Here is a 25,989-nt window from a genome sequence, read left to right on the forward strand (position 1 = left end):
CTCCGGCGGTTTTATTTTTTGTGGAGCAATACGCTATGTCAAACAAACCGTTTATCTACCAGAACCCCTTCCCTCTTTCGCATGACGACACCGAATACTACCTGCTGACCAAAGAGCACGTCTCCGTTGCCGAGTTCGAAGGCCAGGAAATCCTGAAGGTGGAGCCGGAAGCCCTGACCCTGCTGGCGCAGCAGGCCTTCCACGACGCCGCATTTATGCTGCGTCCTTCCCATCAGAAGCAGGTTGCCGCCATTCTCAACGACCCGGAAGCCAGCCAGAACGACAAATACGTTGCCCTGCAGTTCCTGCGTAACTCTGAGATCGCGGCCAAAGGCGTGCTGCCGACCTGCCAGGATACCGGCACGGCCATTATCATGGGTAAAAAAGGCCAGCGCGTCTGGACCGGCGGCGGTGACGAAGCGGCGCTGAGCCAGGGGGTTTACAACACCTACATTGAAGACAACCTGCGCTACTCCCAGAACGCTGCGCTGGACATGTATAAAGAGGTGAATACCGGCACCAACCTGCCCGCGCAGATTGACCTCTACAGCGTGGACGGCGACGAATACAAATTCCTGTGCATGGCAAAAGGCGGCGGTTCTGCCAACAAAACCTATCTCTACCAGGAAACCAAAGCGCTGATCACCCCGGCAAAGCTGAAAAACTACCTGGTTGAGAAGATGCGCACTCTCGGTACCGCTGCCTGCCCGCCGTACCATATCGCATTCGTGATTGGCGGCACGTCGGCGGAAAGCACGCTGAAAACCGTGAAGCTGGCCTCCACGCGCTACTACGACGCCCTGCCGACGGAAGGTAACGAACACGGCCAGGCTTTCCGCGACGTTCAGCTCGAACAGGAGCTGCTACAGGAAGCACAGAACCTCGGCCTGGGCGCGCAGTTTGGCGGTAAATACTTCGCCCACGACATCCGCGTGATCCGCCTGCCGCGCCACGGCGCGTCCTGCCCGATTGGCATGGGCGTCTCCTGCTCCGCGGACCGCAACATCAAAGCGAAAATCAACCGCGACGGGATCTGGATTGAGAAGCTGGAGCACAACCCGGGCCAGTACATTCCGAAGTCACTGCGCCAGCAGGGCGAAGGCGACGTGGTCAGCATCAACCTGAACAAGCCGATGAATGAGATCCTGGCGCAGCTTTCCGCGCACCCAGTCTCTACCCGCCTGTCGCTAAATGGGACCATCATCGTGGCGCGCGATATCGCCCACGCGAAACTGAAAGAGCTGCTCGACAACGGTGAAGAACTGCCGCAGTACGTCAAAGATCACCCGATCTACTACGCGGGCCCGGCCAAAACTCCGGAAGGCTACGCGTCTGGCTCACTTGGCCCAACCACGGCGGGACGCATGGATTCGTATGTGGACTTACTGCAGTCTCACGGCGCGAGCATGATCATGCTGGCAAAAGGCAACCGCAGCCAGCAGGTAACCGACGCCTGCCATAAGCACGGCGGCTTCTACCTGGGCAGCATTGGCGGCCCGGCGGCGGTGCTGGCGCAAAACAGCATTAAGAGCCTGGAATGTGTCGCGTATCCGGAGCTGGGCATGGAAGCTATCTGGAAGATAGAAGTGGAAAACTTCCCGGCGTTTATCCTGGTGGATGACAAAGGCAACGATTTCTTCCAGCAGATCCAGAACCAGCAGTGTAAAGGCTGTTCACAGCGCTGAGTGCTTCCATACGTCCGGCAAGAGCGACAGCGTTTCAGCGATTGTGCTGCGCTTGTCGCTCCCCGGCTTCCAGATGGTGACCATCGTCTGACCAATTCCCTGGCTGCCCACTTCGGTGTGCAGCCTTTTTACGTTTTGCCACTGACCGGCGTGAAAATGCGTCGGTAAGAATCCCCAGCCGCAGCCGCGCTCCAGCAGACCGCGCAGCATCTCCGGTTCATTGGTAAAGAGGGTATGCCCGGAAATCTGCAGGCGGCGCGCCACCGGCTCGTCCGAGGCGGGGTGCATGATGACCTGAGGTACCAGGGAGAGATCGAGCAGCGACAGAGGGGAAGCACTGTCCGCAAACAGCCCGCTGGCGGCATAAAAATCCATCTCGATGGCACCCAGGGCACGCCACTCCATATCGTTGCCCACGCTGCGGTTGCGTGCCTGGCAGATGGCCAGATCCGCGTCGTTATTCGCCAGCAGCCGTTCCGATTCATCCCGCGAGGCGCAGATAAGGCTCAGGCGGATTTTTCGCACCGCCATTTCAGCAATCACCCCATGCAGAAAGGTTCTGGGCGTAAAAGGATCGTAGACCAGCGTCAGGTCCTGCGTGGCACCGTGCGGCACCTCTCTGGCAAACGCCTCAAAGGCTTTTACCTGCCGCATCAGGAGGTGCGCCTGGCGCTGAAGCTGTTCCCCTTCGGGCGTGAGCCGCAGGGTGCGGCCGTCGCGAATAAACAGCGCGTAGCCTAACCCATCCTCAAGAAAATCAACCAGATCGCGAAGCGTCGTTCGGTCCTTCTTCAGCGCCACCGCGGCTTTACTCAGGCTCCCGTTCTCGGCCACGGCGGTAAATGCCTCGAGCTGTGCAAAAGAGTAAATCAGTCCCGCCACGCTACGCTCCCTCTGTTTTTTAGGGGGATTTTCCCCCGCTACGCGTTTTTTATTATAGCCCCGGGGTTTTTAAACTGAAGCCGTTCCTAACCTGTAAGAGACGGATATGAAAAACAGAAAAGTAAACCATGCCCTGCTGGCGGGCCTCATCTTCAGCACCCTGATCTCCCCTGCGGCAGTGGCCGCCTGTAAAGGCACCGACCTCAGCGCTTGCCCTGCCCCCTTCGACACCACGCTGCCTGACACCCATAAGATGCTCACCTGGAGTCAGGCCGATCGCGTGGTGGGCTTTCGCAATGACTACCGCAACTACCCCGGGGATGTTTTCCGCCACGGTAGCGCCGTGCCGCTGGAAATGTCGGACAAGCCGCTCACGGACGCACACTATCAGGTTAACGGCAGGCGCTACGGCCTTAAGGACTACCTCCAGCGGCAGAACGTCAGCGGCATGCTGGTGCTGAAGGACGGCAAAATCGCCTGGAAGTATCTTGGAGAGGGCAATACCGACTCGACGCTCTGGACCTCGCGCTCGGTTGGGAAATCGGTGGTATCGGCGCTGGTGGGCGTAGCCCTCAAAGAGGGAAAGATCCACTCGCTTGACGATCGGATCACGCGGTATGAACCCGATCTGAAAGGCACCGCGTGGGACGGCGTGACGCTCAGACAGCTGATCACCCATACGTCCGGCGTGGCCTGGAACGAGGATTACACCAACCCCCACTCCGACTTTGCGCAGCTCACCGAGTGCGAGGCGAAGCCGGGTACCTATGACTGCGTGCGCAAGCTGGTGAAGGGGCTGCGCAGAGCGCATCCGGCCGGAGAGAACTGGTCTTACTCTTCGGGCGGTGCCTGGCTGCTGGGTGACGTGCTGGAGCGGGCCACCGGCATGACGCTCGCAGCCTATCTGGAGAAAAGCATCTGGCAGCCTTACGGCATGGCGAGCGACGGCGTGTGGCATGCCTACAGCAAAGGCCAGCACGACGTCGGCGCGCACGGCTTTAACGCCACGCTGGAGGACTGGGGACGCTTTGGGCAATTTATCCTGAACAACGGTACGTTACCGAACGGTAAGACCATACTGCCGGAAAACTGGATCAGGCAGTCGTCAGACTGGACGAAGGCCAAAGGCTCGGTGTCAGACGCCCATCCCGAGGGGCTGTACGGCTATCAGTGGTGGAACAATGAAGTGCCCGCCAACGCCACGGGCGTAGAGCCGACGGCACAGGATTCGCTGAAACGTTCGCTCTGGGCGCTGGGCATTTTCGGGCAGATGATCGTGGTGAACCCAAAGGAAAATCTGGTCATCGTCCAGTGGTCTACCTGGCCGCAGGCGGAACCGTCCTTCAGTGCCCAGCCGCTGGAAGCCTCTCTGATGTTTAGCGCGATTGCCAGGGCGCTGCGCTAAATTGCATCCGCCGGGTAATGAAGCGGTTACCCGGCTCATTCTGAAACGCGCCTCTGCGCCACATCACAAAATCGCAATATCAGAGACTTACAGAATATTGGTGAATAAAAAGCCAACCGTTTGTTAAGTTATTGTTGCCATTAATTGTATTTATTCGTCGGATTATATTCATGCAAGAAATGCATCAGTCGATGCGGCATTTGCGCTTATCTAATTCCTCATCCTGATCCAGTTTTCAGAAACAGACGCGTAAAACGTCAACAATAAAACTGGAGATAACCATGTTTTCCTCAACCTCACCTGCAACCGTACGCTCGAAAGCGGGCGCCATACTTCGCGTGACGTCCGGCAACTTTCTTGAGCAGTTCGATTTCTTTCTGTTCGGCTTCTATGCCACATATATCGCCCACACGTTCTTCCCGGCGAGCAGTGAATTTGCGTCGCTGATGATGACCTTCGCCGTCTTCGGCGCGGGCTTTTTGATGCGTCCCATCGGGGCCATCGTGCTTGGCGCCTATATCGACAAGGTGGGGCGCAGAAAGGGACTGATCGTCACGCTCTCCATCATGGCGGCGGGGACGTTTCTGATCGTGCTTATCCCCTCTTATCAAAGCATCGGCCTGTGGGCGCCGCTGCTGGTGCTGACGGGCCGTCTGCTGCAGGGCTTTTCCGCCGGTGCGGAGCTTGGGGGCGTCTCGGTCTATCTGGCTGAAATCGCCACGCCGGGCCGCAAAGGGTTTTACACCAGCTGGCAGTCCGGCAGCCAGCAGGTCGCCATTATGGTCGCCGCGGCGATGGGCTTTGCGCTGAATGCCCTGATGGCGGAGAGCGCCATTCGCGAATGGGGCTGGCGCATCCCGTTCCTGTTCGGCTGTTTAATCGTGCCGTTTATCTTCTTCCTGCGCCGCAAGCTGGAAGAGACGGAAGAGTTCAGCGCGCGCCGCCAGCATTTGGAGATGCGTCAGGTCTTTAAAACGCTGCTTGGCAACTGGCAGGTGGTGGTCGCGGGCATGCTGATGGTAGCGATGACCACCACCGCGTTCTACCTGATCACCGTCTACGCTCCCACCTTTGGTAAAAAAGTGCTGATGCTCAGCGCGTCAGACAGCCTGCTGGTCACGCTGCTGGTGGCGATCTCTAACTTCATCTGGCTGCCGGTGGGCGGTGCCCTGTCGGACCGTTTTGGCCGCAAGCCGGTGCTGATTGCCATGACCCTGCTGGCGCTGGCGACCAGCTACCCGGCCCTGACGCTGCTGGCGAACGCGCCCAGCTTCTCCATGATGCTGAGCGTGCTGCTGTGGCTCTCCTTCCTCTACGGCCTGTATAACGGCGCGATGATCCCGGCCCTCACGGAGATCATGCCTGCCGAAGTGCGCGTGGCGGGCTTCTCGCTGGCTTACAGCCTGGCAACGGCGGTCTTTGGCGGCTTTACCCCGGTAATGTCCACCGCGCTGATTGAATACACCGGTGACAAAGCCTCGCCGGGCTACTGGATGAGCTTCGCTGCGGTGTGTGCCCTGCTGGCCACGCTCTACCTCTACCGCCGCCGTGCGGTATCGCTGCAAAACACCGTCAAGTCACAGGGGGCAGTATGAAACGCACTTATCGCTATACCGCCAGCGCGCTGGTGCTGATGTTCCTGAGCGTCAATGCCTTTGCCCAGGACGTAAAGGTCATGATCTCAGGCGGCTTCAAAGCCGCCCTTGAAAAACTGGCTCCGGAATATGAACGCCAGACCGGGGATAAAATCGTGATCATCCCCGGCCCCTCAATGGGCGCTACGCCGCAGGCGATCCCAAACCGTCTGGCGCGCGGCGAGAAGGCCGACGTGGTGATTATGGTGGGCGATGCGCTGGAGAAACTCGAAAAAGCCAGCCAGACCCAGCCGGGTTCGCGAACTGAACTCGCGGACTCTCCCGTTGGCATGGTGGTGAAAAAAGGTGCGGATGTCCCTGATATCAGCAGCGATGCGAAACTGCGTGAAACGCTGCTGCAGGCCAGCTCCATCGCCTACTCTGACAGCGCCAGCGGCAGGTACGTCAGCCAGACGTTGTTCAAAAAGCTGGGGATTGAAAAAGAAGTGGCGGGTAAAGCGACAATGGTCGAGCGTATCCCGGTCGCCTCTGAAGTGGCGAAAGGAAAATACGCCGTGGGCTTCCAGCAGGTTAGCGAGCTGCTGCCCGTTCAGGGCGTCACCTTTATCGGTAAAATCCCGGATAATCTGCAGTACATCACGCGCTTCGCGGGTGCGGTCACCCGTCACGCTGAACATCCTGACGAGGGGAAAGCGCTGCTGACCTATCTCGCCTCACCGCCCTCACGCGCCGTCATCGAGAAGACGGGGATGATCCCCGTTACGTCCGGCGATACTGCTCGGTGATCTGCTTTTCCAGTTCAGCCGCGATATAAGACTGGATGCGCCCCCGGCGCCGGATAAGCCCTACGGTGCGTTTGACCTCCGGCGCCACCAGCGGCAGATGCGTCAGCAGCGTGTGCTCTGAGGTCGGCATCGACATGGCGGGAACGGCAGCGATGCCGATCCCCGCCTCAACCATACCGAGCATCGTGGTAACGTGACGTGTTTCGCAGACGCTGGGCCGCTCGGGAACGATATCCCCCAGCATCCGATCGAGCAGATTGCGGTTACCTGACGTTTTATCGAGAGAGATATAATCCTGCTGATAAAATGCCTGCCACGTCAGGTGACTCTTCTGCGCCAGCGGATGATCCTTTCTGCACGCCGCGACGTAGACATCCTCCACCAGCGGGAAAAATTCGATTTCAGACGGCAGGTTTCCTGCGAAGCAGATACCAAAATCCGCCTGGCTTCGGGCCACGGCGTCAATCACATTCCCCGCGCTGCTGTCGATGAGCTTAATGCGCACGCGCGGATAGCGAGACTGAAAGCGACGGATCACATCAGGCATAAAGTAACAGGCGGCGGAAGGTACCGTGGCAACCGTGATCAGCCCCGTCCGCTCTTCGCTGGCTTTATCGACATCCGCCAGCATTGACTCAACGTTGTCGAGCAGCTGCGCGGAGCGCTCGGCAAAGTTTTGCCCGTATAACGTTAAGGCCACGCGGCGGGTGGTACGATCGAACAGCCGGTTTCCCAGCGCGGCTTCCAGCTTTTCAATCCTGCGGCTCAGGGCCGACTGGGATAAGCAGATAGATTCAGCAGCGACACGGAAGTTACCGTATTCCACTAACGCTCTGAAAGCATAAAGATCGTTAAGGTCAAAATTCACGGGCATAGCGTCTGGATGTCCTGTCAGGGAATACGCAACAAAGTCAAAAATAATAGCGTCTTACTGAACCACCGCAACCTGTACGGCGATGAAATAGGTCAGAGGTCGTTGAGATGCAGGCGAACATACCCTGCACGATCGGCAATGGCCTGCCGCTCCTCTTCCTTCATGTCCGCAAGCTGTTTAAAGACAATGCCCAGGCGGGGATTGTTACCCAGACGCGCCTGATTGCGCGCAAAGAAATCCCAGTAAAGGGCATTAAAGGGGCACGCCAGCTCCCCAGTGCGCTGGTTATGTTGATACCGGCACCCCTGACAGTAATTACTCATCTTATAAATATATGACGCGCTCGAGACGTAGGGTTTACTCGCCAGTAACCCGCCATCCCCAAACTGGCTCATGCCGAGGGTGTTGGGCAGCTCCACCCATTCAAAGGCATCAATATAGACCCCCAGATACCATTCATGAACCGCCTGCGGCGACAGGCCGCTGAGCAGGCTAAAGTTCCCGATGACCATCAGGCGCTGGATATGGTGGGCGTAAGCCTCGGTGAGCGACTGTCCAACGGCATGCGCCAGGCAGCGCATCTGCGTCCTGCCGGTCCAGAACCAGTCCGGCAGCGGAGCCTGCTGGTCTAAGGCATTCAGATCCCGATAGCCCGGCATCTGCGACCAGTAAATCCCACGCACGTACTCCCGCCAGCCGAGAACTTGCCGGATAAACCCTTCAACGGCAGGCAGCGGCGCGTGGCCCGAACGCCATGCCTGCTGGGCGGCTGCGACCACTTCCCGCGGATTAAGCATTTTGGTGTTTAGCGCGAATGAAATTAACGAGTGGAAAAGAAAAGGTTCCTCCGCGTGCATCGCGTCCTGCCAGGCGCCAAAATGGGGGAGCACGTGAGTGATAAATTCCTCCAGCCTGGCTTTGGCTTCCGAACGGTTAAGCGGCCAGCGAAAATTGTCGGCCTGCGGTTCGCCGAAGGTCTTTACCCCACAGCGTTGGATCTCCGCCCATAAGGCTGAATAATCGTGGCCGGGACGCGAGTCGCCCGGCGCGGGCGGCTCGCCGGACCAGCGCTTGCGGTTTTCAGCATCGAAGTTCCATTTCCCCCCTTCCGGATCGCCTTCAGAGGTTAACAGCACGCCGTGCTGACGACGCATTTCCCGGTAAAAGTATTCCATTCGCCAGCTTTTGCGTGACGCAAAGAACGCGCTGACCTGTTCCCGCACGGTGAAAAAATGCTCGCTGCTGACGCAGGCCGTTTCAACGGAGACCGTTTTCGCCCACGCCTGCAGCTGCGTATCAAGACGCCATTCGTCGGGCTCCTGCCATATCACCCTACCCGCGCCGTAATGCGCGACAAGCGCGTTGAGATTGTCTTCCAGCGCGCCGCGGTTTGAGCCGTCAGAGAGCCGGACATACCTCATCCGATGCCCCTTCTCCTTTAATGCAGAGGCAAACGCGCGCATGGCGGCGAAGATAGCGATAACTTTCTGGGCGTGATGAAGCACATAGGCGGTTTCTGCCCGGAGTTCCAGCATCACGTAAATGACGTTCGGACTGCAGGTATCAAACCAGCTGTGATGCGGATTAAGCTGATCGCCCAGGATCAGACGCAGCTCGGTCAACGGTGGCTCCTGCGGCAACGCTCGGAACAGTATTTAACCTCATTCCAGCATTTCGCCCATTTCTTGCGCCACGTCATGGGTCGCTGGCAGTGCACACACAGCCGACTGGGCAGGTCCTGCTTGTTACCTTTAAAATCGCTCATCTTTTCAATACCGTACTGATTTTTTCACTGAACCTGTGGATGAAGGCTACGACAGACTTCACAAAATGAAGGTGATGCCCGCAAACCGCTACCCACCGCTACGTACGAATGATAGTTTATTCAGGCTGGAATTGTCGCAGTGCGCGATTTTCTGGCATCTTAACCGAACCTGACTTTCCCATTTTTGTTCAAGTGACGAGTTTGCGAGCAAAGCGATGATAAAGTGGCCCTGGAAAACGAATGAAGCTGGCCGGGATATGGCGCTGCCATGGAATGACGCGCTGACAATCCCTGTTCTGGCTAATCTTAAGCCGGATGAGCAGTCGAAACTGGTTCAGCTTGCGGATCGTTTTTTACAGCAAAAACGCCTGGTTCCACTGCAGGGTTTCGAGCTCGATCCGCTTAAAAACGCCCGCATCGCCCTGCTATTCTGTCTGCCGGTGCTTGAGCTCGGCATTGAGTGGCTGGACGGTTTCCACGAAGTGCTAATCTATCCCGCTCCCTTCGTAGTGGATGACGAATGGCAGGACGATATCGGGCTGGTGCACAACCAGCGCGTGGTGCAGTCCGGACAAAGCTGGCAGCAGGGGCCGATTATCCTCAACTGGCTCGATATTCAGGACTCGTTCGACGCCTCCGGTTTTAACCTGATTATCCATGAGGTAGCGCATAAGCTGGATACCCGCAACGGCGATCGCGCCAGCGGCGTTCCATTTATCCCGCTTCGCGAAGTGGCGGGCTGGGAGCACGATCTGCACGCGGCGATGGATAACATTCAGGATGAAATAGACCTTGTAGGCGAAAGCGCGGCCAGCATTGACGCCTATGCGGCAACCGACCCGGCCGAGTGCTTTGCGGTGCTCTCGGAGTATTTCTTCAGCGCGCCCGAGCTCTTCGCGCCCCGTTTCCCGGCGCTGTGGCAGCGTTTCTGCCAGTTTTATCAGCAGGATCCGCTGCAGCGTCTGCGGCAAAATGAGGAGTCTGGCGGCCATTCCTCCCGCCAGATCCATTAAGGTTTTTCAGCAGGGGGACGCTCGGTTGACCGTACCCCTATGCTCAACGCTAAAAACAGCAATGCCATTCCCCATGCGGCTACCGTTAAAGACTGCTCGCCGTAAAAACGCGTCACCACGGGCACCAGCAGCGCGCTGACGCCGTAGCCTAACGTGTGGCTGGTGGCGATGACGCCCGCCCCTTTCCCGGTGGTCAGCCTGTCGTTAAGCAGCAACTGGTAGCCCGGCGTGGCCATCGCCGCCCCGAGTGACGTGATAACAATCCCCACGTAGAACAGCGCTAAACCGGGGACAGTCATCAGCCCTAGTCCTGCCACCATCAACACCGCCGCGATGCAGAGCAACGTCATCGGGGTGAAATGCTGCGGGCGGACCACCAGAAACTGTGCCGCGAGCGTGGCCAGCGCGGCAAGGCTCAGCAGAAACGCGACATGATGGCTGATCTCCCGGGCGTTGCCGTCCAGCAACGGGCTAAGATGCGGCGACAGGCCAAGCTGCATCAGGCTCACCAGCGCCGCCAGCAGCAGCGCCAGCAGCAGGAACGGCAGCATGGAGGCCTGCAGACGGGTTGCCTGGTGGGCTACCGGCGGCAGCGGCGGATCAGCGACTTCGCGAAGCACCAGCAGCAGAGCGATAAGCGGCGCAACCGCCATCAGCCAGAGCGGCGCCACCGGATTAACGCTGAGCATCAGCGCCGCCAGCGGCGGGCCGAGCAAACGCCCGCAGCTCAGGCCGGAGCTTATCGTCGCCAGCGCGGCCATTCTTTTCTCCAGTCCCGCACGCTGAATTGCCCACGTCTGGGCTGCAGGCACCAGCCCCGAGACCGTCAGTCCGTAGAGCAGGCGCGAGAATATAAGCCCCGCCAGTCCCCAGACGGTATCCAGCCTTCCGTCTGCCATCGCCCAGACCACCAGCGCCATCACGACAAAACTGGCCAGATAGCCGCCCAGCGAGGCGAGCATCACGTACTTACACCCCTTTCGCTCGCTTTGACGCCCCCACCAGGGCGATGCGGGTAAAAAGAGCATGGATCCAAACATCAACAGCCCGGCCCAGACAGAGAGCGACAGCCCGGTCAGGTTCACCAGCTGCGGGAGCATCACCAGCAGGCCGTTTTGCCCGATACCTAATAAACCCGCACATAACGCCAGGGGCCAGTTGGATTTTGAGGTGACGTTTTCGGTCAATATTTCAGAGTCAGCGCGCATGAGAATGTGAACATAGTGTCAATAAATGTGTGGAAATTATGAAATTTATGAAAACAAATATTGCAAAAATGGTTGCGACTGTAAACAGAATGAATATCATAACGAGAATCATTATCAATCATGGAATGAGGTACATCTATGCGTGCTCTGCCCCGCTCAGCCGGTACAGACGTTGCAGCCCAGTGTTTTTTAAACGCCCTGTTGCGCGAAACGAAGGACTGGCGCTATCTCCCCGCTACCGATGCGGATGCGCTATCTGAGATCCATATCCCGCTTTCCCAGACCCAGGCGCTTCGGGTGCCGGTACGCTATTTCTCTCCCACCCAGCACCATCAGTACCGTTTACCGGCAACGCTTATTCAGAGCAACCTAGATAGTAGTGACGCCGTCACATTCTCTCAACTGGTTGATTTAATTCTTGAAAAACCATCCGTAAAAGGCTCGCTGGATGCCGACACGCTGGCGCGTTTTAAGCAGCGCGTCCTCGAAAGCCATGCCCACACCTGGCAGGCGATCGATTTACGCCACAACTGGGCAACCCTGCGCGATAAGCCGCTGACGTTTGCCGACGCGGAACAGGCGCTGCTGGTCGGCCACGCGTTTCACCCGGCACCAAAGTCGCACGAGCCGTTTAACGAAGCCGAGGCGCGCCGCTACCTGCCCGATTTCGCCTCACGCTTCCCGCTGCGCTGGTTTGCCGTTGAGAGCACGCTCGTTGCCGGCGACAGCCTGAACGTCTCCCTGCGCGAACGTCTGCTGCGCTTCGCGGCCCAGAGCGCGCCCGAGCTGCTCAGCCACTTCACCGACACCCGCTGGCTGCTGCCCATGCATCCGTGGCAGGCCGACTATCTGCTGGAGCAGGACTGGTGCCAGCGTCTGGCAGAAAACGGTTCACTGCAGGACCTGGGTGAAGCGGGCGCACAGTGGCTGCCCACCAGCTCCTCCCGCTCGCTGTACAGCGAAACTAACTGCGACATGATTAAGTTCTCCCTCAGCGTGCGCCTGACCAACTCCGTGCGCACGCTGTCGGTCAAAGAAGTTAAGCGCGGCATGCGCCTGGCGCGCCTGGCGAAAACGGAACGCTGGCAAGATTTACAGGCACGCTACCCGACCATGCGCGTGATGCAGGAAGACGGCTGGGCGGGGCTGCGCGACGAAAGTGGCGCTATTCAGGAAGAGAGCCTGATGGCCCTGCGCGTCAATCTGCTGTTCGATACGCCAGACACCCAGACCAACGTGCTGGTCAGCCTGACGCAGGCCGCGCCGGACGGCGGCGACAGCCTGCTGGCCGCGGCGGTGCGCCGTCTGAGCCAGCGTCTCGATTTACCGCTCGCCCAGGCCGCCCGCTGCTGGCTGGACGCCTATTGCGACCGCGTATTAATCCCGCTGTTCAGCGCCGAGGCGGACTACGGCCTGGTCCTGCTGGCGCACCAGCAAAATATCCTCGTTGAGATGCAGCAGGATTTCCCGATCGGACTTATCTACCGCGACTGCCAGGGCAGCGCGTGGACCGAAAGTGCCGACGCGTGGCTGAAAGAAGCTGGCGAAACTGAGGTGGAAAACCGCTTCGGCGAGAGCCAGCTGCTGCGCTACTTCCCTTACTACCTGCTGCTGAACTCTACCCTTGCCGTAACCGCCGCCCTCGCTGCCGCCGGTTTCGACAGCGAAGAGAGCCTGATGTCCCGGGTGCGTGCTGCGCTGGCCCAACTGCGCCGCACGGCGAAGCAGACCCGCTGCCTCGACTACGTTCTCGACAGCCCGACCTGGAACTGCAAAGGCAACTTCTTCTGCTACCTGCACGATCGCAATGAAAACACCATCGCCGATCCGGCGGTGATCTATTTCGACTTTAGCAACCCGTTTTACAAGGAGAAGGCGTGATGGCCATCGCGAATATTGTCCATTCCGGCTACGGCTTTCGCTGCACCGCAACGGATCGCACGCTGCCGCTGACGTTGGGTCTCGACGGCAGCGCGGTGCTGGAGCGTCTGAAGGGGCTCCCGGACGGCTGGCTGGTGCAAGCGCTGGATCAGCTGTTTGTTGCCGCCCCCGCGCTGACCGGCGTTACGTTGCCGTGGGCGGACTGGCAGGATGAACCCCAGGCTCGGGCGCTGTTTGGCCTGGCCCACGGAGATTATCTGGCGCGCGACGCCTTCTGGCAGCTGCCGCTGTGGCTGAAAGGCGAACGGCCGCAGGCGAGCGGCGGAATGCAGTTTGACGAGAGCCGTCAGCTGTACTTCCCGCTGCGCCCTCGCCGCCCGCAGGGCGAAGTGTATCGCCGTTACGATCCGCAGATTAAGCGCACCCTCAGCTTCCGCGTGGCCGACGTGGCGCTGGACGGCGAGCGTTTTACCCGCTGGATGAACAACCCGCGCGTGAACGCCTTCTGGGAGATGGCGGGCCCGCAGGCCGAGCAGGAAAACTACCTGCGCCGTCAGCTTGACTCGACCTACTGCTACCCGGTTATCGGCTGCTTCGACGACCAGCCGTTCGGCTATTTTGAACTCTACTGGGCGGCGGAAGACCGCATTGGTCGTCACTACCGCTGGCAGCCGTTTGATCGCGGGCTGCACATGCTGGTGGGCGAAGAGAACTGGCGCGGCGCGCACTACATCCGCAGCTGGCTGCGCGGCCTGAGCCACTATCTGTATCTCGATGAACCGCGCACCGCGCGGATTGTCGCCGAGCCGCGCTTCGACAACCAGCGCCTGTTCCGCCATCTGGCCTCTGCCGGTTTCGACACGGTGAAAGAGTTCGACTTCCCGCACAAGCGCTCGCGCCTCATCATGAGCCAGCGTCACCGCTTCTTCAGCGAGGTGGGCCTGTGAACGCGCTCTGGGAGAAAGTGAACCGCGAGATGGTGGCGAAGATCCTCGCCGAGCTGGAGTATGAACGCACCCTGCGCGCCGAGCCAGTTTCGTCTGACGCCTGGCGCATCGTCATGGGCAACGAGTCCTGGCAGTTTAGCGCCGCGCGCGGGATCTGGGGCTGGCTGCATATCGACCCGAACAGCCTGATCGCCGCCAGCGGTGCCGCCGTGGAGGCGGAGAGCGCGCTGCTGCAGCTGGCGAAGGTGCTGGAGATGAGCGACGCGCAAACGGCGGAGCACATGGAAGACCTCTACTCCACGCTTCGCGGCGACATACAGCTGCTGCAGGCGCGTGACGCGCTGGACGCGGACGCGCTGATCCACCTCGACCCGGACGAATTACAGTGTCTGATGCGCGGCCACCCGAAGTTTATTTTCAACAAAGGCCGCCGCGGCTGGGGTCTGGACGCGCTGCGTCAGTACGCGCCTGAGTATCGCGGGCGTTTTCGTCTGCACTGGGTTGCCGTTCAGCGGGAGCATCTGGTCTGGAGCAGCGACGTCGATTGCGATATCAGCGCCCTGCTGGCCAGCGCCATGGACAACGCCGAGCGCACCCGCTTTGACGCCCGCTGGCAGGCGCTGGGTCTCAACGACGGCTGGCTGCCCGTACCGCTGCACCCGTGGCAGTGGCAGCAGAAGATCGCCATTCATTTCCTGGCGCAGCTGGCGCGCGGTGAGATGGTTGAGCTGGGCGAATTTGGCGACGAGTATCTTGCCCAGCAGTCCCTGCGCACGCTCACTAACGCCAGCCGTCGCGCGCCTTATGACATCAAGCTTCCGCTGACTATTTACAACACCTCCTGCTATCGCGGTATTCCCGGCAAATACATTGCCGCCGGGCCGCTGGCCTCGCGCTGGCTGCAGCAGCAGTTCGCCAGCGACGCTACGCTTGCGCGCTCTGGCGCGCAGGTGCTTGGCGAACCCGCCGCCGGATACCTGTCGCATCCGGGCTATGCGGCGCTGCCGAAAGCGCCCTATCGCTATCAGGAGATGCTGGGGGTGATCTGGCGCGAGAACCCATCCTGTTATCTTCAGGATGGCGAAGAGGCTTTGTTGCTGGCGGCGCTAATGGAAACCGACAACAACGGGCGCCCGCTGATCGACGCGTGGATTAAACGATCGGGGTTCAGCGCCGAAGCGTGGCTGGAAAAGATGTTTGAGGCAACGGTGATCCCGTTCTATCACCTGCTCTGCCGCTACGGAGTGGCGCTGATCGCCCACGGGCAGAACGTGACGCTGGTGATGAAGGATTATGTTCCGCAGCGCATCCTGCTGAAGGATTTCCAGGGCGATATGCGCCTGGTGGACGAGGATTTCCCGCAGGCCCAGAGCCTGCCGGAACAGGTGAAGGCCGTCACGGCGCGCCTGAGCGCGGATTACATCATCCACGATCTGCAAACCGGCAACTTTGTGACGGTGCTGCGTTTTATCTCGCGTCTCACGCTGCAAAGCGGCGTCAGCGAAACGCGGTTCTATCAGCTCCTCGCCGGGGTTCTGCACCGCTATATGGCCGCGCACCCCGAGCTTGCGGAACGCTTCGCCAAATTCGATCTCTTCAAGCCGCAGATTATTCGCGTGATCCTCAACCCGGTCAAACTGACCTTCTCCGAACACGACGGCGGCAGCCGCATGCTGCCGAACTACGTCACCGACCTAGACAACCCTCTTTTTCTGGCCTCCAGGGAGTCAGCGCAATGAAAACCTATGATTTCATCGGCATTGGTATCGGCCCTTTTAACCTCAGCGTCGCCGCGCTGGCGGAAGGGCTGGACGGCTTTAGCTCGCTGTTTCTTGAGCGTAAACCGCACTTCTCCTGGCACCCGGGAATGATGGTGCCGGACTGCCACATGCAGACCAGCTTCCTGAAGGATCTGGTCAGCGCCGTTGAGCCGACCAACCGCCACAGCTTCCTGAACTACCTGGTGCAGCGCAAAAAGTTCTACCGCTTCCTGACCACCGAGCAGCGCACCGTCTCCCGCGAAGAGTTTGCGGACTACCTGTGCTGGGCGGCAGACAACCTCACCAACCTTGCCTTCAGCCAGCAGGTGCAGCAGGTGAACTTTGATGAGAAAAGCGGCCTGTTTGAGGTAGTGACCCAACGCGATCGCTTCCTGGCGCGCCACGTCTGCGTGGGGATCGGTAAGCAGATCAACCTGCCGGACTGCGTAACGACGCAGGACGATAGCTGCTTCCATGCCAGCGAGATGATGCTGCGCACGCCGGATCTCACCGGCAAACGCGTCACCGTCGTCGGCGGCGGCCAGAGCGGCGCCGACCTGTTCCTGAATATTTTCCGTGGCGAATGGGGCCAGCCGCTGAGCCTGAACTGGGTCTCGCGCCGCAACAACTACAACGCGCTGGATGAAGCCGCCTTTGCTAACGAGTATTTCACGCCGGAGTACGTGGACAGCTTCTCTACGCTCGGTGCAGAGGCGCGTCGCCAAATGCTTCACGAGCAGAAGATGACCTCCGACGGCATCACCACCGAGTCCCTGCTGGCGATTTACCGCGCCATGTACCACCGCTTTGAAGTGCTGCGTGAAAAACCCTGGGCGCACCTGATGCCGTCCCGCTCGGTGACGGCCCTGACGCGCCTGGAAAACGGACAGCGCCTGAGCATAAAGCATCACCTCGACGGCGGCCGCGAGCAGCTGGAGAGCGACGTGACGATCTTCGCCACCGGCTATCGCGCCGTGCAGCCTGCGTTCCTCGCGCCGCTGTCTCACCGCCTGCATCTGGATACGGACGAAGCCTTCTGCATCAACAACGATTTCACCCTCGAATGGGACGGCCCGCAGAGCAACCGCCTGTTTGCCGTGAATGCCGGGATGCACCGTCTCGGCATTGCCGAACCCCAGCTCAGCCTGATGGCCTGGCGTGCGGCGCGAATTTTGAATCGCGCGCACGGCGACGAGCCGTTTGAGCTGGCTACCACCCCTGGCGTTATCCACTGGCGAAGCACCACCAGCCCGGAGAATAGTCAGGTTTTTAAATCCTTAGCAAAAACCACCGAGTACTGACACACACAATCAGGGTCAACATAACAATGAAACGTTCTCATCTTTGGGTTTTAAATCCTTGCTTGCTTGCAATGCTTTCTACCTCTGCGTGGGCGGAAGAACAAAAGGAAGAAAATATCGTAGTCTCCGCCAGCCGCGCGCACCGCAGCGTGGCGGAGATGGCGCAGACCACCTGGGTCATTGAGCGGGCTGAAATTGAACAGCAGGTTCAGGGCGGGAAAGAGATTAAAGAAGTGCTGGCGCAGCTGATTCCGGGCATGGACGTCAGCAGCCAGGGGCGTACCAACTACGGTATGAACCTGCGCGGCCGCTCCATGATGGTGATGGTGGACGGCGTACGCCTGAACTCGTCCCGCAGCGACAGCCGCCAGCTGGACTCTATCGATCCGTTCAACATTGACCGTATCGAAGTCATCTCCGGCGCCACGTCACTCTACGGCGGCGGCAGCACCGGCGGCCTGGTGAACATCGTCACCAAAAAGGGCCAGCCGGAGACCGAGGTCGAGTTCCAGACCGGGACAAAGAGCGGGTTTAACAGCCATAACGACCACGATGAGAACGTGTCGGCAGCGGTCAGCGGCGGCAACGATAACGCTTCCGGTCGTCTGTCGGTGTCGTATCAGCGCTACGGCGGCTGGTATGACGGCAACGGCGACGAGGTGATCATTGATAACACCCAGACCGGATTACAGTATTCCGACCGTATTGACGTGATGGGCACAGGCACCATTAACATCGACGATCATCAGCAGCTGCAGCTGACTACCCAGTACTACAAGAGCGAGTCCGACGGCAAGCATGGGCTGTATCTTGGGAAGAACTTCTCGGCGGTAACGGGGGATGCGACAGCGTACAACAAAGGTAACCTCGATTCTGACCGCGTGCCGGGTACCGAGCGCCGTCTGATCAACCTGCAATACTCCAATACCGACTTCTGGGGACAGGATCTGGTCGCGCAGATTTACTATCGCGACGAGAGCCTGACCTACTATCCGTTCCCGACCCTGACCAAAGGCGTGGTCACCAGCATCGGCGCGTCGCAGCAGAAAACCGATTTTTACGGCGGCAAGCTGACGCTGAACAGCAAGCCGGTGGACGATTTAACGCTGACCTGGGGTGTGGATGCCGACCACGAAACCTTCGACGCCAACCAGCAGTTCTTTAACCTGAGCAAGGCCGCGGCGAGCGGCGGCATGGAGCTGGATAACGCCTACAACGTGGGTCGCTACCCGGGTTATAGCATCACCAACCTCGCCCCGTTCCTGCAGGCCAGCTATGACATTGACGCCATCACCCTGAGCGGCGGCGTGCGCTACCAGTACACCGAGAACAAGGTGGACGACTTTGTCGGTTACACCCAGCAGCAGGCCATTGCCACCGGGAAAGCAGCCTCCGCCGACGCGGTGCCGGGCGGGAAAACCGATTACAACAACTTCCTGTTTAACGCCGGGATCCTCGGTCGCCTGACCGAACAGCAGCAGCTGTGGTTTAACTTCTCCCAGGGCTTCGAAATTCCGGACCTGGCGAAGTACTACGGCTCCGGCACCTATCAGCTCAACAACGGTCACTATCGCCTGCTGAACAGCGTCAACGTGAACGACTCAAAGCTGGACGGTATCAAGGTCAACGCTTATGAGCTGGGCTGGCGCTACACCGGGGATAACCTGCGCACCCAGGTCGCGGCATATTACTCGCTCTCGGATAAAACCATCACCATCAACAAGACGGATATGACCATCAACCTGGAAGACGACAAGCGTCGTATCTACGGGGTGGAAGGTCAGGTGGACTATTTCTTCACCGACAGCGACTGGAGCACGGGCGCGAACTTTAACGCCATCAAGTCAGAAACCCGCGAAAACGGGAAATGGGAGAAGCTGACGGTTGACAGCGCCAGCCCGTTGAAAGCCAGCGCGTGGGTCAACTGGGCGCCGGGCGACTGGACCCTGCGCGTGCAGAGCACGCAGACCTTTGACGTCTCTGACGCCGACGGCAAGAAGATCGATGGCTATAACACGGTCGACTTCCTGGGCAGCTACGCCCTGCCGGTGGGTAAAGTCAGCTTCAGCGTGGAGAACCTGCTGGACAAAGACTACACCACCGCCTGGGGCCAGCGCGCGCCGGGGCTGTATAGCCCAACCTACGGTGCACCGGGCCTGTATACCTATAAAGGCCGTGGACGGACGTTTGGTCTGAACTACTCCGTACTGTTCTAATCCTGCGCGCCGCCTGCGGGCGGCGCATTTTGCTGTGTAATTTCAACGCGAATTTGCTATAAAATCAGCGATTTGCTGAAATTCTCGGCAAACGAAAGAAAAGTGCGTTTTCACCCTTTGACAAGGCGTACCGAGGTCGCTACTATGCGCCTCGTTCACACGATTCCTCTGTAGTTCAGTCGGTAGAACGGCGGACTGTTAATCCGTATGTCACTGGTTCGAGTCCAGTCAGAGGAGCCAAATTTGAAAAGCCTGCTTTTGAAGCAGGCTTTTTGCTTTTCTGAATTCGGAAAATTTGCCGGGTGGCGGCTTCGCCTTACCCGGCCTAGGGGACCCTGGGGCACGGTAAGCGCAGCGCCTCCAGGCAATAAACCGCTGCTCTCATCATTTTTCCTCTGTCTTATTTTCGACTGGCGGAAAGACCAGTAATACTCAGGGCAGCCTGGCAATCACCTTAATTTCAAACTGGAACCCGTACAGCCACGTCACGCCGACCCCGGTCAGCGTAGGGTAAGGCGCTTCTCCCCAATATTCAGGCAGAATACTCCAGATAGCGTCGAGGTTTGACTCGGGATCGACGACAAAGAGGGTCACGTCAACCACGTCATCGAACGTGCAGCCCGCAGCCGCGAGGACAGCAATAAGATTATCGAAGGCCAGCCTGACCTGCGCTTTCAGATCGGGCTCAGGCGAACCATCCTCGCGACTACCCACCTGCCCCGGAACGAACAAGAAACCGTTGGATTTAATGGCCGGTGAATACCGATTGCGCTCATAGAGCGCCTGGCGTCCGAGGGGAAAAACAGCTTCGCGTGTTGTCATGTTTGTTCCTTTGCAATAGGGCGAAATCAGCCCGTTGAACATAAAGACACTTTACAGGTGCGGGTTCGGGCGGATAAACAAGCGACTTTGTCCATCATTGTTTGTAATATCCAAACAATCGGTGAAAAGAGAGGATAAGGAATGGATCGTTTCGACGCGATGCGCGCCTTTGCTCGCGTGGTGGAGGCAGGCAGTTTCACAAAGGCTGCCCAAACGCTTCATATGAGCAAAACCACGGTGACGCAGCTCATTCAGCAGCTGGAGGTGCGCCTGCGCGTCAAATTGCTCCATCGCACCACCCGCAGGCTCGGCGTTACTCCTGATGGCGCGATCTACTACGAGCGCGTCATCCGCCTGCTGGCGGACATGGAAGATGCTGAAAACAGCCTGTCCAGTGCGACAATGACGCCCAGGGGACGCCTGCGGGTAGATGTGCCGACGCCTCTCGCCCGCCTGGTGCTGGTGCCGGCGCTACCGGCTTTTCACGCGCGCTACCCTGATATCCAGTTCGACATGGGCGTGAGTGACCGGGTGGTGGATCTGATCGGCGACAACGTGGATTGTGTCGTTCGGGGCGGCGAAATCAACGACCAGTCCCTGATCGCACGCCATGTCGGCGATTTGCAAATCGGTGTTTACGTCGCACCGAGCTATGTGCAACGCCTCGGCGCCCCTGCGCACCCGCGAGAGCTGGAAAACACCGACCATCGCATAGTGGGGTTCTTATCCTCACGCACCGGTAAGATTGATCCTCTGGTACTGCGCTGTGAGAGTGAACATATTGAAATCACGGGAAACTATGTGCTTGCAGTGGATGATGGCAACGCCTATCTCGAGGCTGGGCTAGCGGGATTAGGCGTGATTGCGCTCCCCGTCTATATGGCGGCAGCGCATCAGACTGCTGGCTCTTTAATTCCGCTATTTGAAGACTGGCGTATTAAGCCAATGCCCCTGTACCTGGCATTTCCGCCTAACCGCCATGTCAACGCCAGACTGCGCGTTTTTATTGATTGGATCGTTGAATTGATGCAGCAGCATGTCCCAAATTCCAATAATAAGTAGCAATATCCCAGCCTCTGATTCGCTTTTCTGAGTATTGTTTTATCTCCTGCCGTCACCAAATAAAAATCACTTCCCCGCTCTGCCACCGGAGCGAAATCATCTCGGGTAAGACCACGAACGCTGAAGGCCAGAGCGTCACGGTTACAGCATACTTTCTTTACTGAATCCGTTAATTACCGCGCTACCGTAATATCCCCTCTCCTACTGGTTCCTCTTATATATTCCATTGCTAAAAATGATGCTCACACTGTGTGCATCACGAATAATAGTGCATTTGCAGAATATATCGACCCGACAGTAGGAAAATTCGTTTTATCTGTCTTTGATAATCGATCTTGTCTTGATGCAAATGAAAATCCTGTTATTCGTCCGATGAATGACAATGCAACAAGCGATGCTTATTCAACACCTCCGGCTCGCATTCTTTTCTATGCAGTAGACTTAGCTGCCAAAACAGCTGTGGAAATTCATGCACCGATTGAACTGCCCACAAAACCTATCGTCCAGTGGAATGATTTTATGGGTGGCGTTTTTGACCATGATGATTACTTCGCTATTTTTACCTGCCACGCTCGTTCATTCTTTATTAGCGATGTGAATGGTAATATGATTGCAACTATCTACGATGTAATTTCTTTACCTGATGGTGCGCCTCAATTCCATGGGGAGGCCTATCGTGCAAGATTGTTTAACGAAACGGAGCTTACTGACGTAATCACTACGGCATCCATTCATGCAAATTTGTAAAAAAGTATAATTATAATAAATAGATGCAATTGATCATCAGACTTTTATAAACAATTGACTTCTCTGCATAAATTAAAAGGGTTCATGTATCTACATGAACCCTTGACGAAATAGACCACGTATTGAGAACCTATCCCGCAATTTTATCGTTATAGTCATGCATCAGGGAAAGAAGAACCTGCGTTACACGACCTGCAGATAGTTTGGCACTATGGGTAAAATTCGTTTGTTTGTATAGCCAATCGATAAAGTGCCTGCTGGCCGTTAAAGAGAGCATTTTAGCATTATTGATATCACCACCGGTTAACGGGCAAACCATCTTGAAATTTTTGCCCTGCCTCCAAAGCTGCCACTGAGTTTGCCACCAGCCGTGCTGTGTTGTTCGCTGAAAAGTCCAGGGTATATCGCACTCCTCCTCATTGATCTCCTCTTCTATAAACCAAAGCTCACCTTGCCGCTCGCGAAACAGATCTGCCCAGGCGGTAATGGCGGCTCCACGAAGAAAGCATTCGTGTGAAAAAACGTGCATTTTTACCTCAGGAAAAAGGATGTTCAGCACGCGAAAATGCCCGTGAGCGGCGATGACGGGACGCAGTATCGCACCTCTGGCATTACGCTTGAGGGCCGCACTGCCATATTGAATTTCATCAAACTGGCTCCGACGTAGAAATTGCATTTCACGCATATCAACACGACTGACAATATCATGTTGATGCAGATCGGGCTCACGCTTCCCTCGCCAGCGATAACGCAGAGTCTCACCAATATCATGCTGAGTAAAATTTGTGGAAATATGAAGAATATGACCACTGTCAGCATCGAAGCTAAGCAGAACATACAGTTTCTGTTCTGCACAACTTCCCTGGAACGGCACAATAAGTGGAACCGTTTCAATGCATGCAGGGGTTACTCTTTTTCTTTTTCTTTGTTTTTGCTGTTTGGGTGTCCAGACTTTTCTGCAAATTCGGCACTGAACGCGCTGTGTTCCCTGCGGGTTATAACCATAACAAATAATTTCTTGCCTATAACATTCAGGACAAAAATAACCGTTTTCTGAAGCATAGGCGCGTAAGTGCGCAGACAACCATTCATTAAAGTGTTGCTCATCAAAAAGCGGGGGATAACTCCCGCATGCCCGACAGTGTAATGCCGGAAATCCCAGCCTGTAGTCTGGCCAGCTGTAGTCTGCAGAGGCTGATATGGGTAGCCCTAAATTTCGGCAACCAAACGATTTGCAGGTATTAATCGTAAATTGAGCCAATATGCGTCACCAACGATTTCAAGAGGTCGCTGATTTTGCCTCATCTCCTCAGACTAATTGTGAGCAGACTCGCATAATAAACCCTTTCAGAATGTAAAGTAACGCATCTTTATATAACTGAAAGGAACAGGTTATGAATATAAAAGCGATTACCGCAGGTATTTTGTTGGCGTTACCATTTTGGTCCTGCGCCAGGGATATCACCCTTATTTACACCAACGATCTCCACGCGCATGTGGAACCTTATAAAGTCCCATGGATCGCGGAAGGTAAACGTGATGTTGGGGGTTGGGCTAATATCACTACCCTGGTAAAAGAGGAAAAACAAAAAAGTAAAGCAACATGGTTTTTTGATGCGGGTGACTATTTTACGGGGCCTTATATCAGTAGCTTAACGAAGGGAAAGGCTATTATTGATATTATGAATACTATGTCGTTTGATGCTGTCACGATGGGTAATCATGAATTTGATCATGGCTGGGATAACACGTTATTACAGCTAAGCCAGGCGAAATTCCCTATTGTACAGGGCAATATATTCTATCAGGACAGCAACAAATTATTCTGGGATAAGCCCTATACTATCATCGAAAAAGATGGCGTAAAAATAGGCGTCATTGGTTTGCACGGCGTCTTTGCCTTCAATGATACCGTTTCTGCGGCAACCCGCGTAGGTATTGAAGCTCGGGATGAAATTAAGTGGCTACAGAGCTATCTCGATGAACTGAAAGGAAAAGTCGACTTAACCTTATTGCTGGTTCATGAAGGCACGCCGGCGCGCCAGTCCAGCATGGGGGTAACCGACGTACGCCGTGCCCTGGATAAAGATATTCAAACGGCAAGTCAGGTGAAAGGTCTGGACATTCTGATTACGGGACATGCCCATGTTGGTACGCCGGAACCGATCAAAGTAGGCAAGACGCTTATCCTCTCGACCGACAGCGGCGGCATTGATGTGGGGAAACTGGTACTGGATTATACGAAGCCGCATCAGTTTACGGTGAAAAAATTTGAACTTAAAACTATTTATGCGGATGAATGGAAGCCCGACCCGCAGACGAAACAAGTAATCGACGGCTGGAATAAGAAACTTGATCAAGAGGTTCAAAAAACGGTGGCGCAGTCTCCGGTAGAATTGACGCGTGCGTATGGTGAATCAGCCTCTCTGGGTAATCTGGCTGCGGATGCTTTGCTGGCAGCAGCAGGTAAAAATACGCAGCTGGCCTTAACCAACTCAGGGGGTATTCGTAATGAAATCCCGTCTGGTGCGATTACAATAGGCGGCGTCATTAGTACGTTCCCATTCCCTAACGAACTGACCACGATGGATCTCACGGGTAAACAGTTACGTACTTTGATGGAACATGCCGCAAGCTTAAGCAATGGTGTCTTGCAGGTATCGAAAGGCGTGGAGATGAGGTATGACAGCAGTAAACCAATCGATCAGCGGGTCGTCGCATTAACCCTTAATGGCAAGCCGATTGAGGATGCGATAGTTTACCACATTGCCACCCAGAGCTTCCTTGCTGACGGCGGTGATGGTTTTACTACCTTTACCGAAGGTAAATCGCGCAATACAACAGGCGGTTACTACGTTTCTAATGCTGTAATCGATTACTTCAAGGCAGGCAATAACATCACGGATGAACAGCTCAAAGGCATGCGCGTTGTTGATGTGAAAAAATAATAGTTTATTCGACTGTGCATATTAAAAGGGTTCATACATTTACATGAACCCTTATTTAAACCATTGTTTTTTTTAAAGGGATAACCCATTGAAACCCAATCTTTAAATGAGAGTGGTAGATGTAAGCGCAGCTAAGTAGTTTCAATAAGATAAAGAGTCTTAATTAATAAATCTCTGTGGAAGGAATCCCTACATATGAAAAAAGTAAAAATTATATTATCAGGCGCATTTATGCTTTTACCCACGGTAGCATTGGCAGACGTCGGGAATAACGAATATCTATCAGACTGGTGGCATCAAAGTATTAATATCGTAGGGAGTAACTCAACTCGTTTTGGGCCACTAAAAAGAGCGGATTTATATCCCGAGTATCGTGCGTGGACACATGTAGATTGGTTTGATTTCTATGGCTATGCGGACTTACCTAAGTTTTTTGGTATGGGCAATGATAATGATATCGGCATTTGGGATAATGGCTCTCCATTTTTTACGGAGATAGAACCGCGTTTTAGCATCGACAAGTTGACGGGAATCGACCTAAGTTTTGGTCCATTCAAAGAATGGTATTTTGCCCACAACTATATCTATGACGCAGGAACGAATTCAGGACAGCGTCAGAGCACATGGTATATGGGGATAGGAACCGATATTGATACTGGGCTACCGATGACGTTATCTGCAAACATCTATGCCAAATATCAAGGAAACAACTATAATGCAGCCAACGAAAACGAATGGGATGGATATCGCTTCAAAGTCAAATATGTCATCCCAATTACAACAATATTTGGTGGAAAACTAAATTACGTCGGCTTTACCAATTTTGATTTTGGTTCAGATCTTAAAGACGAGTCAGGCGGTGAGCAGAAGTTTTACTCCCGTACCAATAGCTCTATTGTTTCCACCAACGTACTCAGCTTAGTTTATCCCCACTGGAACTATGGCGCGACACTTCGCTATTTCTATCATGGTGGACAATTTGACGAAGGTAGCAAAGCATTTAGCAGCGACGGAGACATCATCTCTATAGACTCAACGGGATGGGCATACTATTTAACTGTTGGCTACGCCTTTTAAATATAGCATCAAGGGG

The 25,989-nt window shown here is 56.2% G+C and carries 21 protein-coding genes and 1 tRNA gene; 15 read left to right on the plus strand and 7 right to left on the minus strand.

Annotated features, from left to right (window positions below; genetic code table 11):
* Positions 1-35 precede the first annotated feature (35 nt).
* Positions 36-1,685 carry a class I fumarate hydratase FumA gene (fumA, locus tag KGP22_RS13880; RefSeq protein WP_223579569.1) on the plus strand — a complete coding sequence of 550 codons (1,650 nt, stop codon included), beginning with the start codon at positions 36-38 and terminating at the stop codon, positions 1,683-1,685.
* On the opposite strand, the gene KGP22_RS13885 is transcribed toward fumA, so the two are convergent.
* The gene (locus KGP22_RS13885) at positions 1,674-2,567 is read right to left on the minus strand and encodes a LysR family transcriptional regulator (RefSeq protein WP_223579572.1); all 894 of its coding nucleotides are present in this window, start codon (positions 2,565-2,567) and stop codon (positions 1,674-1,676) included. The two genes, fumA and KGP22_RS13885, sit on opposite strands and share 12 nt — an antisense overlap.
* Positions 2,568-2,673: 106 nt before the next feature.
* Between KGP22_RS13885 and KGP22_RS13890 the strand changes: the two genes are divergently transcribed.
* The 3 genes from KGP22_RS13890 to KGP22_RS13900 all read left to right on the plus strand — a co-directional run bounded on the left by KGP22_RS13890 (position 2,674) and on the right by KGP22_RS13900 (position 6,352).
* Positions 2,674-3,972 (plus strand): serine hydrolase, encoded by a 1,299-nt coding sequence (locus tag KGP22_RS13890; RefSeq protein WP_223579575.1) that lies wholly within the window; start codon positions 2,674-2,676, stop codon positions 3,970-3,972.
* A 281-nt stretch (positions 3,973-4,253) separates the two neighbouring features.
* Complete coding sequence (locus tag KGP22_RS13895; protein WP_223579578.1) at positions 4,254-5,567, plus strand: MFS transporter; 1,314 nt, start codon at positions 4,254-4,256, stop codon at positions 5,565-5,567.
* Entirely contained in the window at positions 5,564-6,352 is a 789-nt protein-coding gene (locus KGP22_RS13900) for a substrate-binding domain-containing protein (protein ID WP_111966037.1), read from the plus strand. Before KGP22_RS13895 ends, KGP22_RS13900 begins: the two co-directional genes overlap by 4 nt.
* Here the strand turns inward: KGP22_RS13900 and KGP22_RS13905 are convergent.
* The 3 genes from KGP22_RS13905 to KGP22_RS13915 all read right to left on the minus strand — a co-directional run bounded on the left by KGP22_RS13905 (position 6,327) and on the right by KGP22_RS13915 (position 8,991).
* Positions 6,327-7,226, minus strand: a complete 900-nt coding sequence (locus tag KGP22_RS13905) for a LysR family transcriptional regulator (RefSeq protein WP_111966038.1) — start codon at positions 7,224-7,226, stop codon at positions 6,327-6,329. The genes KGP22_RS13900 and KGP22_RS13905 overlap by 26 nt on opposite strands.
* A gap of 92 nt (positions 7,227-7,318) precedes the next feature.
* Positions 7,319-8,848, minus strand: a complete 1,530-nt coding sequence (locus KGP22_RS13910) for a cryptochrome/photolyase family protein (RefSeq protein WP_223579581.1) — start codon at positions 8,846-8,848, stop codon at positions 7,319-7,321.
* Positions 8,845-8,991: a DUF2256 domain-containing protein gene (locus KGP22_RS13915; protein ID WP_071530926.1), complete on the minus strand. Its 147-nt coding sequence runs from the start codon at positions 8,989-8,991 to the stop codon at positions 8,845-8,847. The genes KGP22_RS13910 and KGP22_RS13915 overlap by 4 nt, the downstream gene beginning before the upstream one ends.
* A 215-nt stretch (positions 8,992-9,206) precedes the next feature.
* On the opposite strand from KGP22_RS13915, the gene mtfA reads away from it, so the two are divergent.
* The gene (mtfA, locus tag KGP22_RS13920) at positions 9,207-10,004 is read left to right on the plus strand and encodes a DgsA anti-repressor MtfA (protein ID WP_223579585.1); all 798 of its coding nucleotides are present in this window, start codon (positions 9,207-9,209) and stop codon (positions 10,002-10,004) included.
* Here the strand turns inward: mtfA and KGP22_RS13925 are convergent.
* On the minus strand, positions 10,001-11,212 hold the full coding sequence (locus KGP22_RS13925; protein ID WP_223579588.1) for an MFS transporter: 1,212 nt from the start codon (positions 11,210-11,212) through the stop codon (positions 10,001-10,003). The genes mtfA and KGP22_RS13925 overlap by 4 nt on opposite strands.
* A 138-nt stretch (positions 11,213-11,350) precedes the next feature.
* Here KGP22_RS13925 and KGP22_RS13930 point away from each other — a divergent pair, with 138 nt between their 5' ends.
* From KGP22_RS13930 to KGP22_RS13955, 6 genes are all read left to right on the plus strand, one after another.
* Complete coding sequence (locus tag KGP22_RS13930; RefSeq protein WP_111966042.1) at positions 11,351-13,093, plus strand: IucA/IucC family protein; 1,743 nt, start codon at positions 11,351-11,353, stop codon at positions 13,091-13,093.
* Complete coding sequence (locus KGP22_RS13935; protein ID WP_223579591.1) at positions 13,093-14,040, plus strand: GNAT family N-acetyltransferase; 948 nt, start codon at positions 13,093-13,095, stop codon at positions 14,038-14,040. The genes KGP22_RS13930 and KGP22_RS13935 overlap by 1 nt, the downstream gene beginning before the upstream one ends.
* On the plus strand, positions 14,037-15,779 hold the full coding sequence (gene iucC / locus KGP22_RS13940) for an aerobactin synthase IucC (protein WP_282443074.1): 1,743 nt from the start codon (positions 14,037-14,039) through the stop codon (positions 15,777-15,779). The genes KGP22_RS13935 and iucC overlap by 4 nt, the downstream gene beginning before the upstream one ends.
* Positions 15,776-17,101 carry a SidA/IucD/PvdA family monooxygenase gene (locus tag KGP22_RS13945; protein WP_223579607.1) on the plus strand — a complete coding sequence of 442 codons (1,326 nt, stop codon included), beginning with the start codon at positions 15,776-15,778 and terminating at the stop codon, positions 17,099-17,101. The genes iucC and KGP22_RS13945 overlap by 4 nt, the downstream gene beginning before the upstream one ends.
* A 26-nt stretch (positions 17,102-17,127) precedes the next feature.
* Positions 17,128-19,317, plus strand: a complete 2,190-nt coding sequence (locus tag KGP22_RS13950) for a TonB-dependent siderophore receptor (RefSeq protein WP_223579610.1) — start codon at positions 17,128-17,130, stop codon at positions 19,315-19,317.
* A 164-nt stretch (positions 19,318-19,481) separates the two neighbouring features.
* A tRNA-Asn gene (locus tag KGP22_RS13955) sits at positions 19,482-19,557 on the plus strand.
* A gap of 192 nt (positions 19,558-19,749) precedes the next feature.
* On the opposite strand, the gene KGP22_RS13960 is transcribed toward KGP22_RS13955, so the two are convergent.
* Positions 19,750-20,139, minus strand: coding sequence for a RidA family protein (locus KGP22_RS13960; protein WP_223579612.1), 390 nt, complete (start codon positions 20,137-20,139; stop codon positions 19,750-19,752).
* Between the two features lie 141 nt (positions 20,140-20,280).
* On the opposite strand from KGP22_RS13960, the gene KGP22_RS13965 reads away from it, so the two are divergent.
* On the plus strand, positions 20,281-21,201 hold the full coding sequence (locus KGP22_RS13965) for a LysR family transcriptional regulator (protein WP_223579614.1): 921 nt from the start codon (positions 20,281-20,283) through the stop codon (positions 21,199-21,201).
* A 249-nt stretch (positions 21,202-21,450) separates the two neighbouring features.
* Positions 21,451-21,948, plus strand: coding sequence for a hypothetical protein (locus tag KGP22_RS13970; protein ID WP_223579616.1), 498 nt, complete (start codon positions 21,451-21,453; stop codon positions 21,946-21,948).
* Positions 21,949-22,078: 130 nt separating this feature from the next.
* Here KGP22_RS13970 and KGP22_RS13975 read toward each other — a convergent pair whose 3' ends face one another.
* Positions 22,079-23,212 (minus strand): cytoplasmic protein, encoded by a 1,134-nt coding sequence (locus tag KGP22_RS13975; protein ID WP_223582454.1) that lies wholly within the window; start codon positions 23,210-23,212, stop codon positions 22,079-22,081.
* 130 nt (positions 23,213-23,342) lie between these two features.
* On the opposite strand from KGP22_RS13975, the gene KGP22_RS13980 reads away from it, so the two are divergent.
* Complete coding sequence (locus tag KGP22_RS13980; RefSeq protein ID WP_111966050.1) at positions 23,343-24,896, plus strand: bifunctional UDP-sugar hydrolase/5'-nucleotidase; 1,554 nt, start codon at positions 23,343-23,345, stop codon at positions 24,894-24,896.
* A gap of 195 nt (positions 24,897-25,091) precedes the next feature.
* On the plus strand, positions 25,092-25,973 hold the full coding sequence (locus KGP22_RS13985; protein WP_111966051.1) for a nucleoside-specific channel-forming protein Tsx: 882 nt from the start codon (positions 25,092-25,094) through the stop codon (positions 25,971-25,973).
* Positions 25,974-25,989: the final 16 nt, after the last annotated feature.

The organism is Enterobacter sp. JBIWA005, assembly GCF_019968805.1.
GTDB lineage: Bacteria > Pseudomonadota > Gammaproteobacteria > Enterobacterales > Enterobacteriaceae > Enterobacter > Enterobacter vonholyi.

What these genes read in the sequence shown, in the direction of transcription:
- KGP22_RS13985 (WP_111966051.1), top strand. Translation starts at nt 25,092, where the DNA reads ATGAAAAAAGTAAAAATTATATTATCAGGCGCATTTATGCTTTTACCC.
- mtfA (WP_223579585.1), top strand. Translation starts at nt 9,207, where the DNA reads ATGATAAAGTGGCCCTGGAAAACGAATGAAGCTGGCCGGGATATGGCG.
- KGP22_RS13895 (WP_223579578.1), top strand. Translation starts at nt 4,254, where the DNA reads ATGTTTTCCTCAACCTCACCTGCAACCGTACGCTCGAAAGCGGGCGCC.
- KGP22_RS13965 (WP_223579614.1), top strand. Translation starts at nt 20,281, where the DNA reads ATGGATCGTTTCGACGCGATGCGCGCCTTTGCTCGCGTGGTGGAGGCA.
- KGP22_RS13930 (WP_111966042.1), top strand. Translation starts at nt 11,351, where the DNA reads ATGCGTGCTCTGCCCCGCTCAGCCGGTACAGACGTTGCAGCCCAGTGT.
- KGP22_RS13935 (WP_223579591.1), top strand. Translation starts at nt 13,093, where the DNA reads ATGGCCATCGCGAATATTGTCCATTCCGGCTACGGCTTTCGCTGCACC.
- KGP22_RS13905 (WP_111966038.1), bottom strand. Translation starts at nt 7,226, where the DNA reads ATGCCCGTGAATTTTGACCTTAACGATCTTTATGCTTTCAGAGCGTTA.
- KGP22_RS13960 (WP_223579612.1), bottom strand. Translation starts at nt 20,139, where the DNA reads ATGACAACACGCGAAGCTGTTTTTCCCCTCGGACGCCAGGCGCTCTAT.
- KGP22_RS13925 (WP_223579588.1), bottom strand. Translation starts at nt 11,212, where the DNA reads ATGCGCGCTGACTCTGAAATATTGACCGAAAACGTCACCTCAAAATCC.
- KGP22_RS13950 (WP_223579610.1), top strand. Translation starts at nt 17,128, where the DNA reads ATGAAACGTTCTCATCTTTGGGTTTTAAATCCTTGCTTGCTTGCAATG.
- KGP22_RS13980 (WP_111966050.1), top strand. Translation starts at nt 23,343, where the DNA reads ATGAATATAAAAGCGATTACCGCAGGTATTTTGTTGGCGTTACCATTT.
- fumA (WP_223579569.1), top strand. Translation starts at nt 36, where the DNA reads ATGTCAAACAAACCGTTTATCTACCAGAACCCCTTCCCTCTTTCGCAT.
- KGP22_RS13915 (WP_071530926.1), bottom strand. Translation starts at nt 8,991, where the DNA reads ATGAGCGATTTTAAAGGTAACAAGCAGGACCTGCCCAGTCGGCTGTGT.
- KGP22_RS13890 (WP_223579575.1), top strand. Translation starts at nt 2,674, where the DNA reads ATGAAAAACAGAAAAGTAAACCATGCCCTGCTGGCGGGCCTCATCTTC.
- KGP22_RS13900 (WP_111966037.1), top strand. Translation starts at nt 5,564, where the DNA reads ATGAAACGCACTTATCGCTATACCGCCAGCGCGCTGGTGCTGATGTTC.
- KGP22_RS13945 (WP_223579607.1), top strand. Translation starts at nt 15,776, where the DNA reads ATGAAAACCTATGATTTCATCGGCATTGGTATCGGCCCTTTTAACCTC.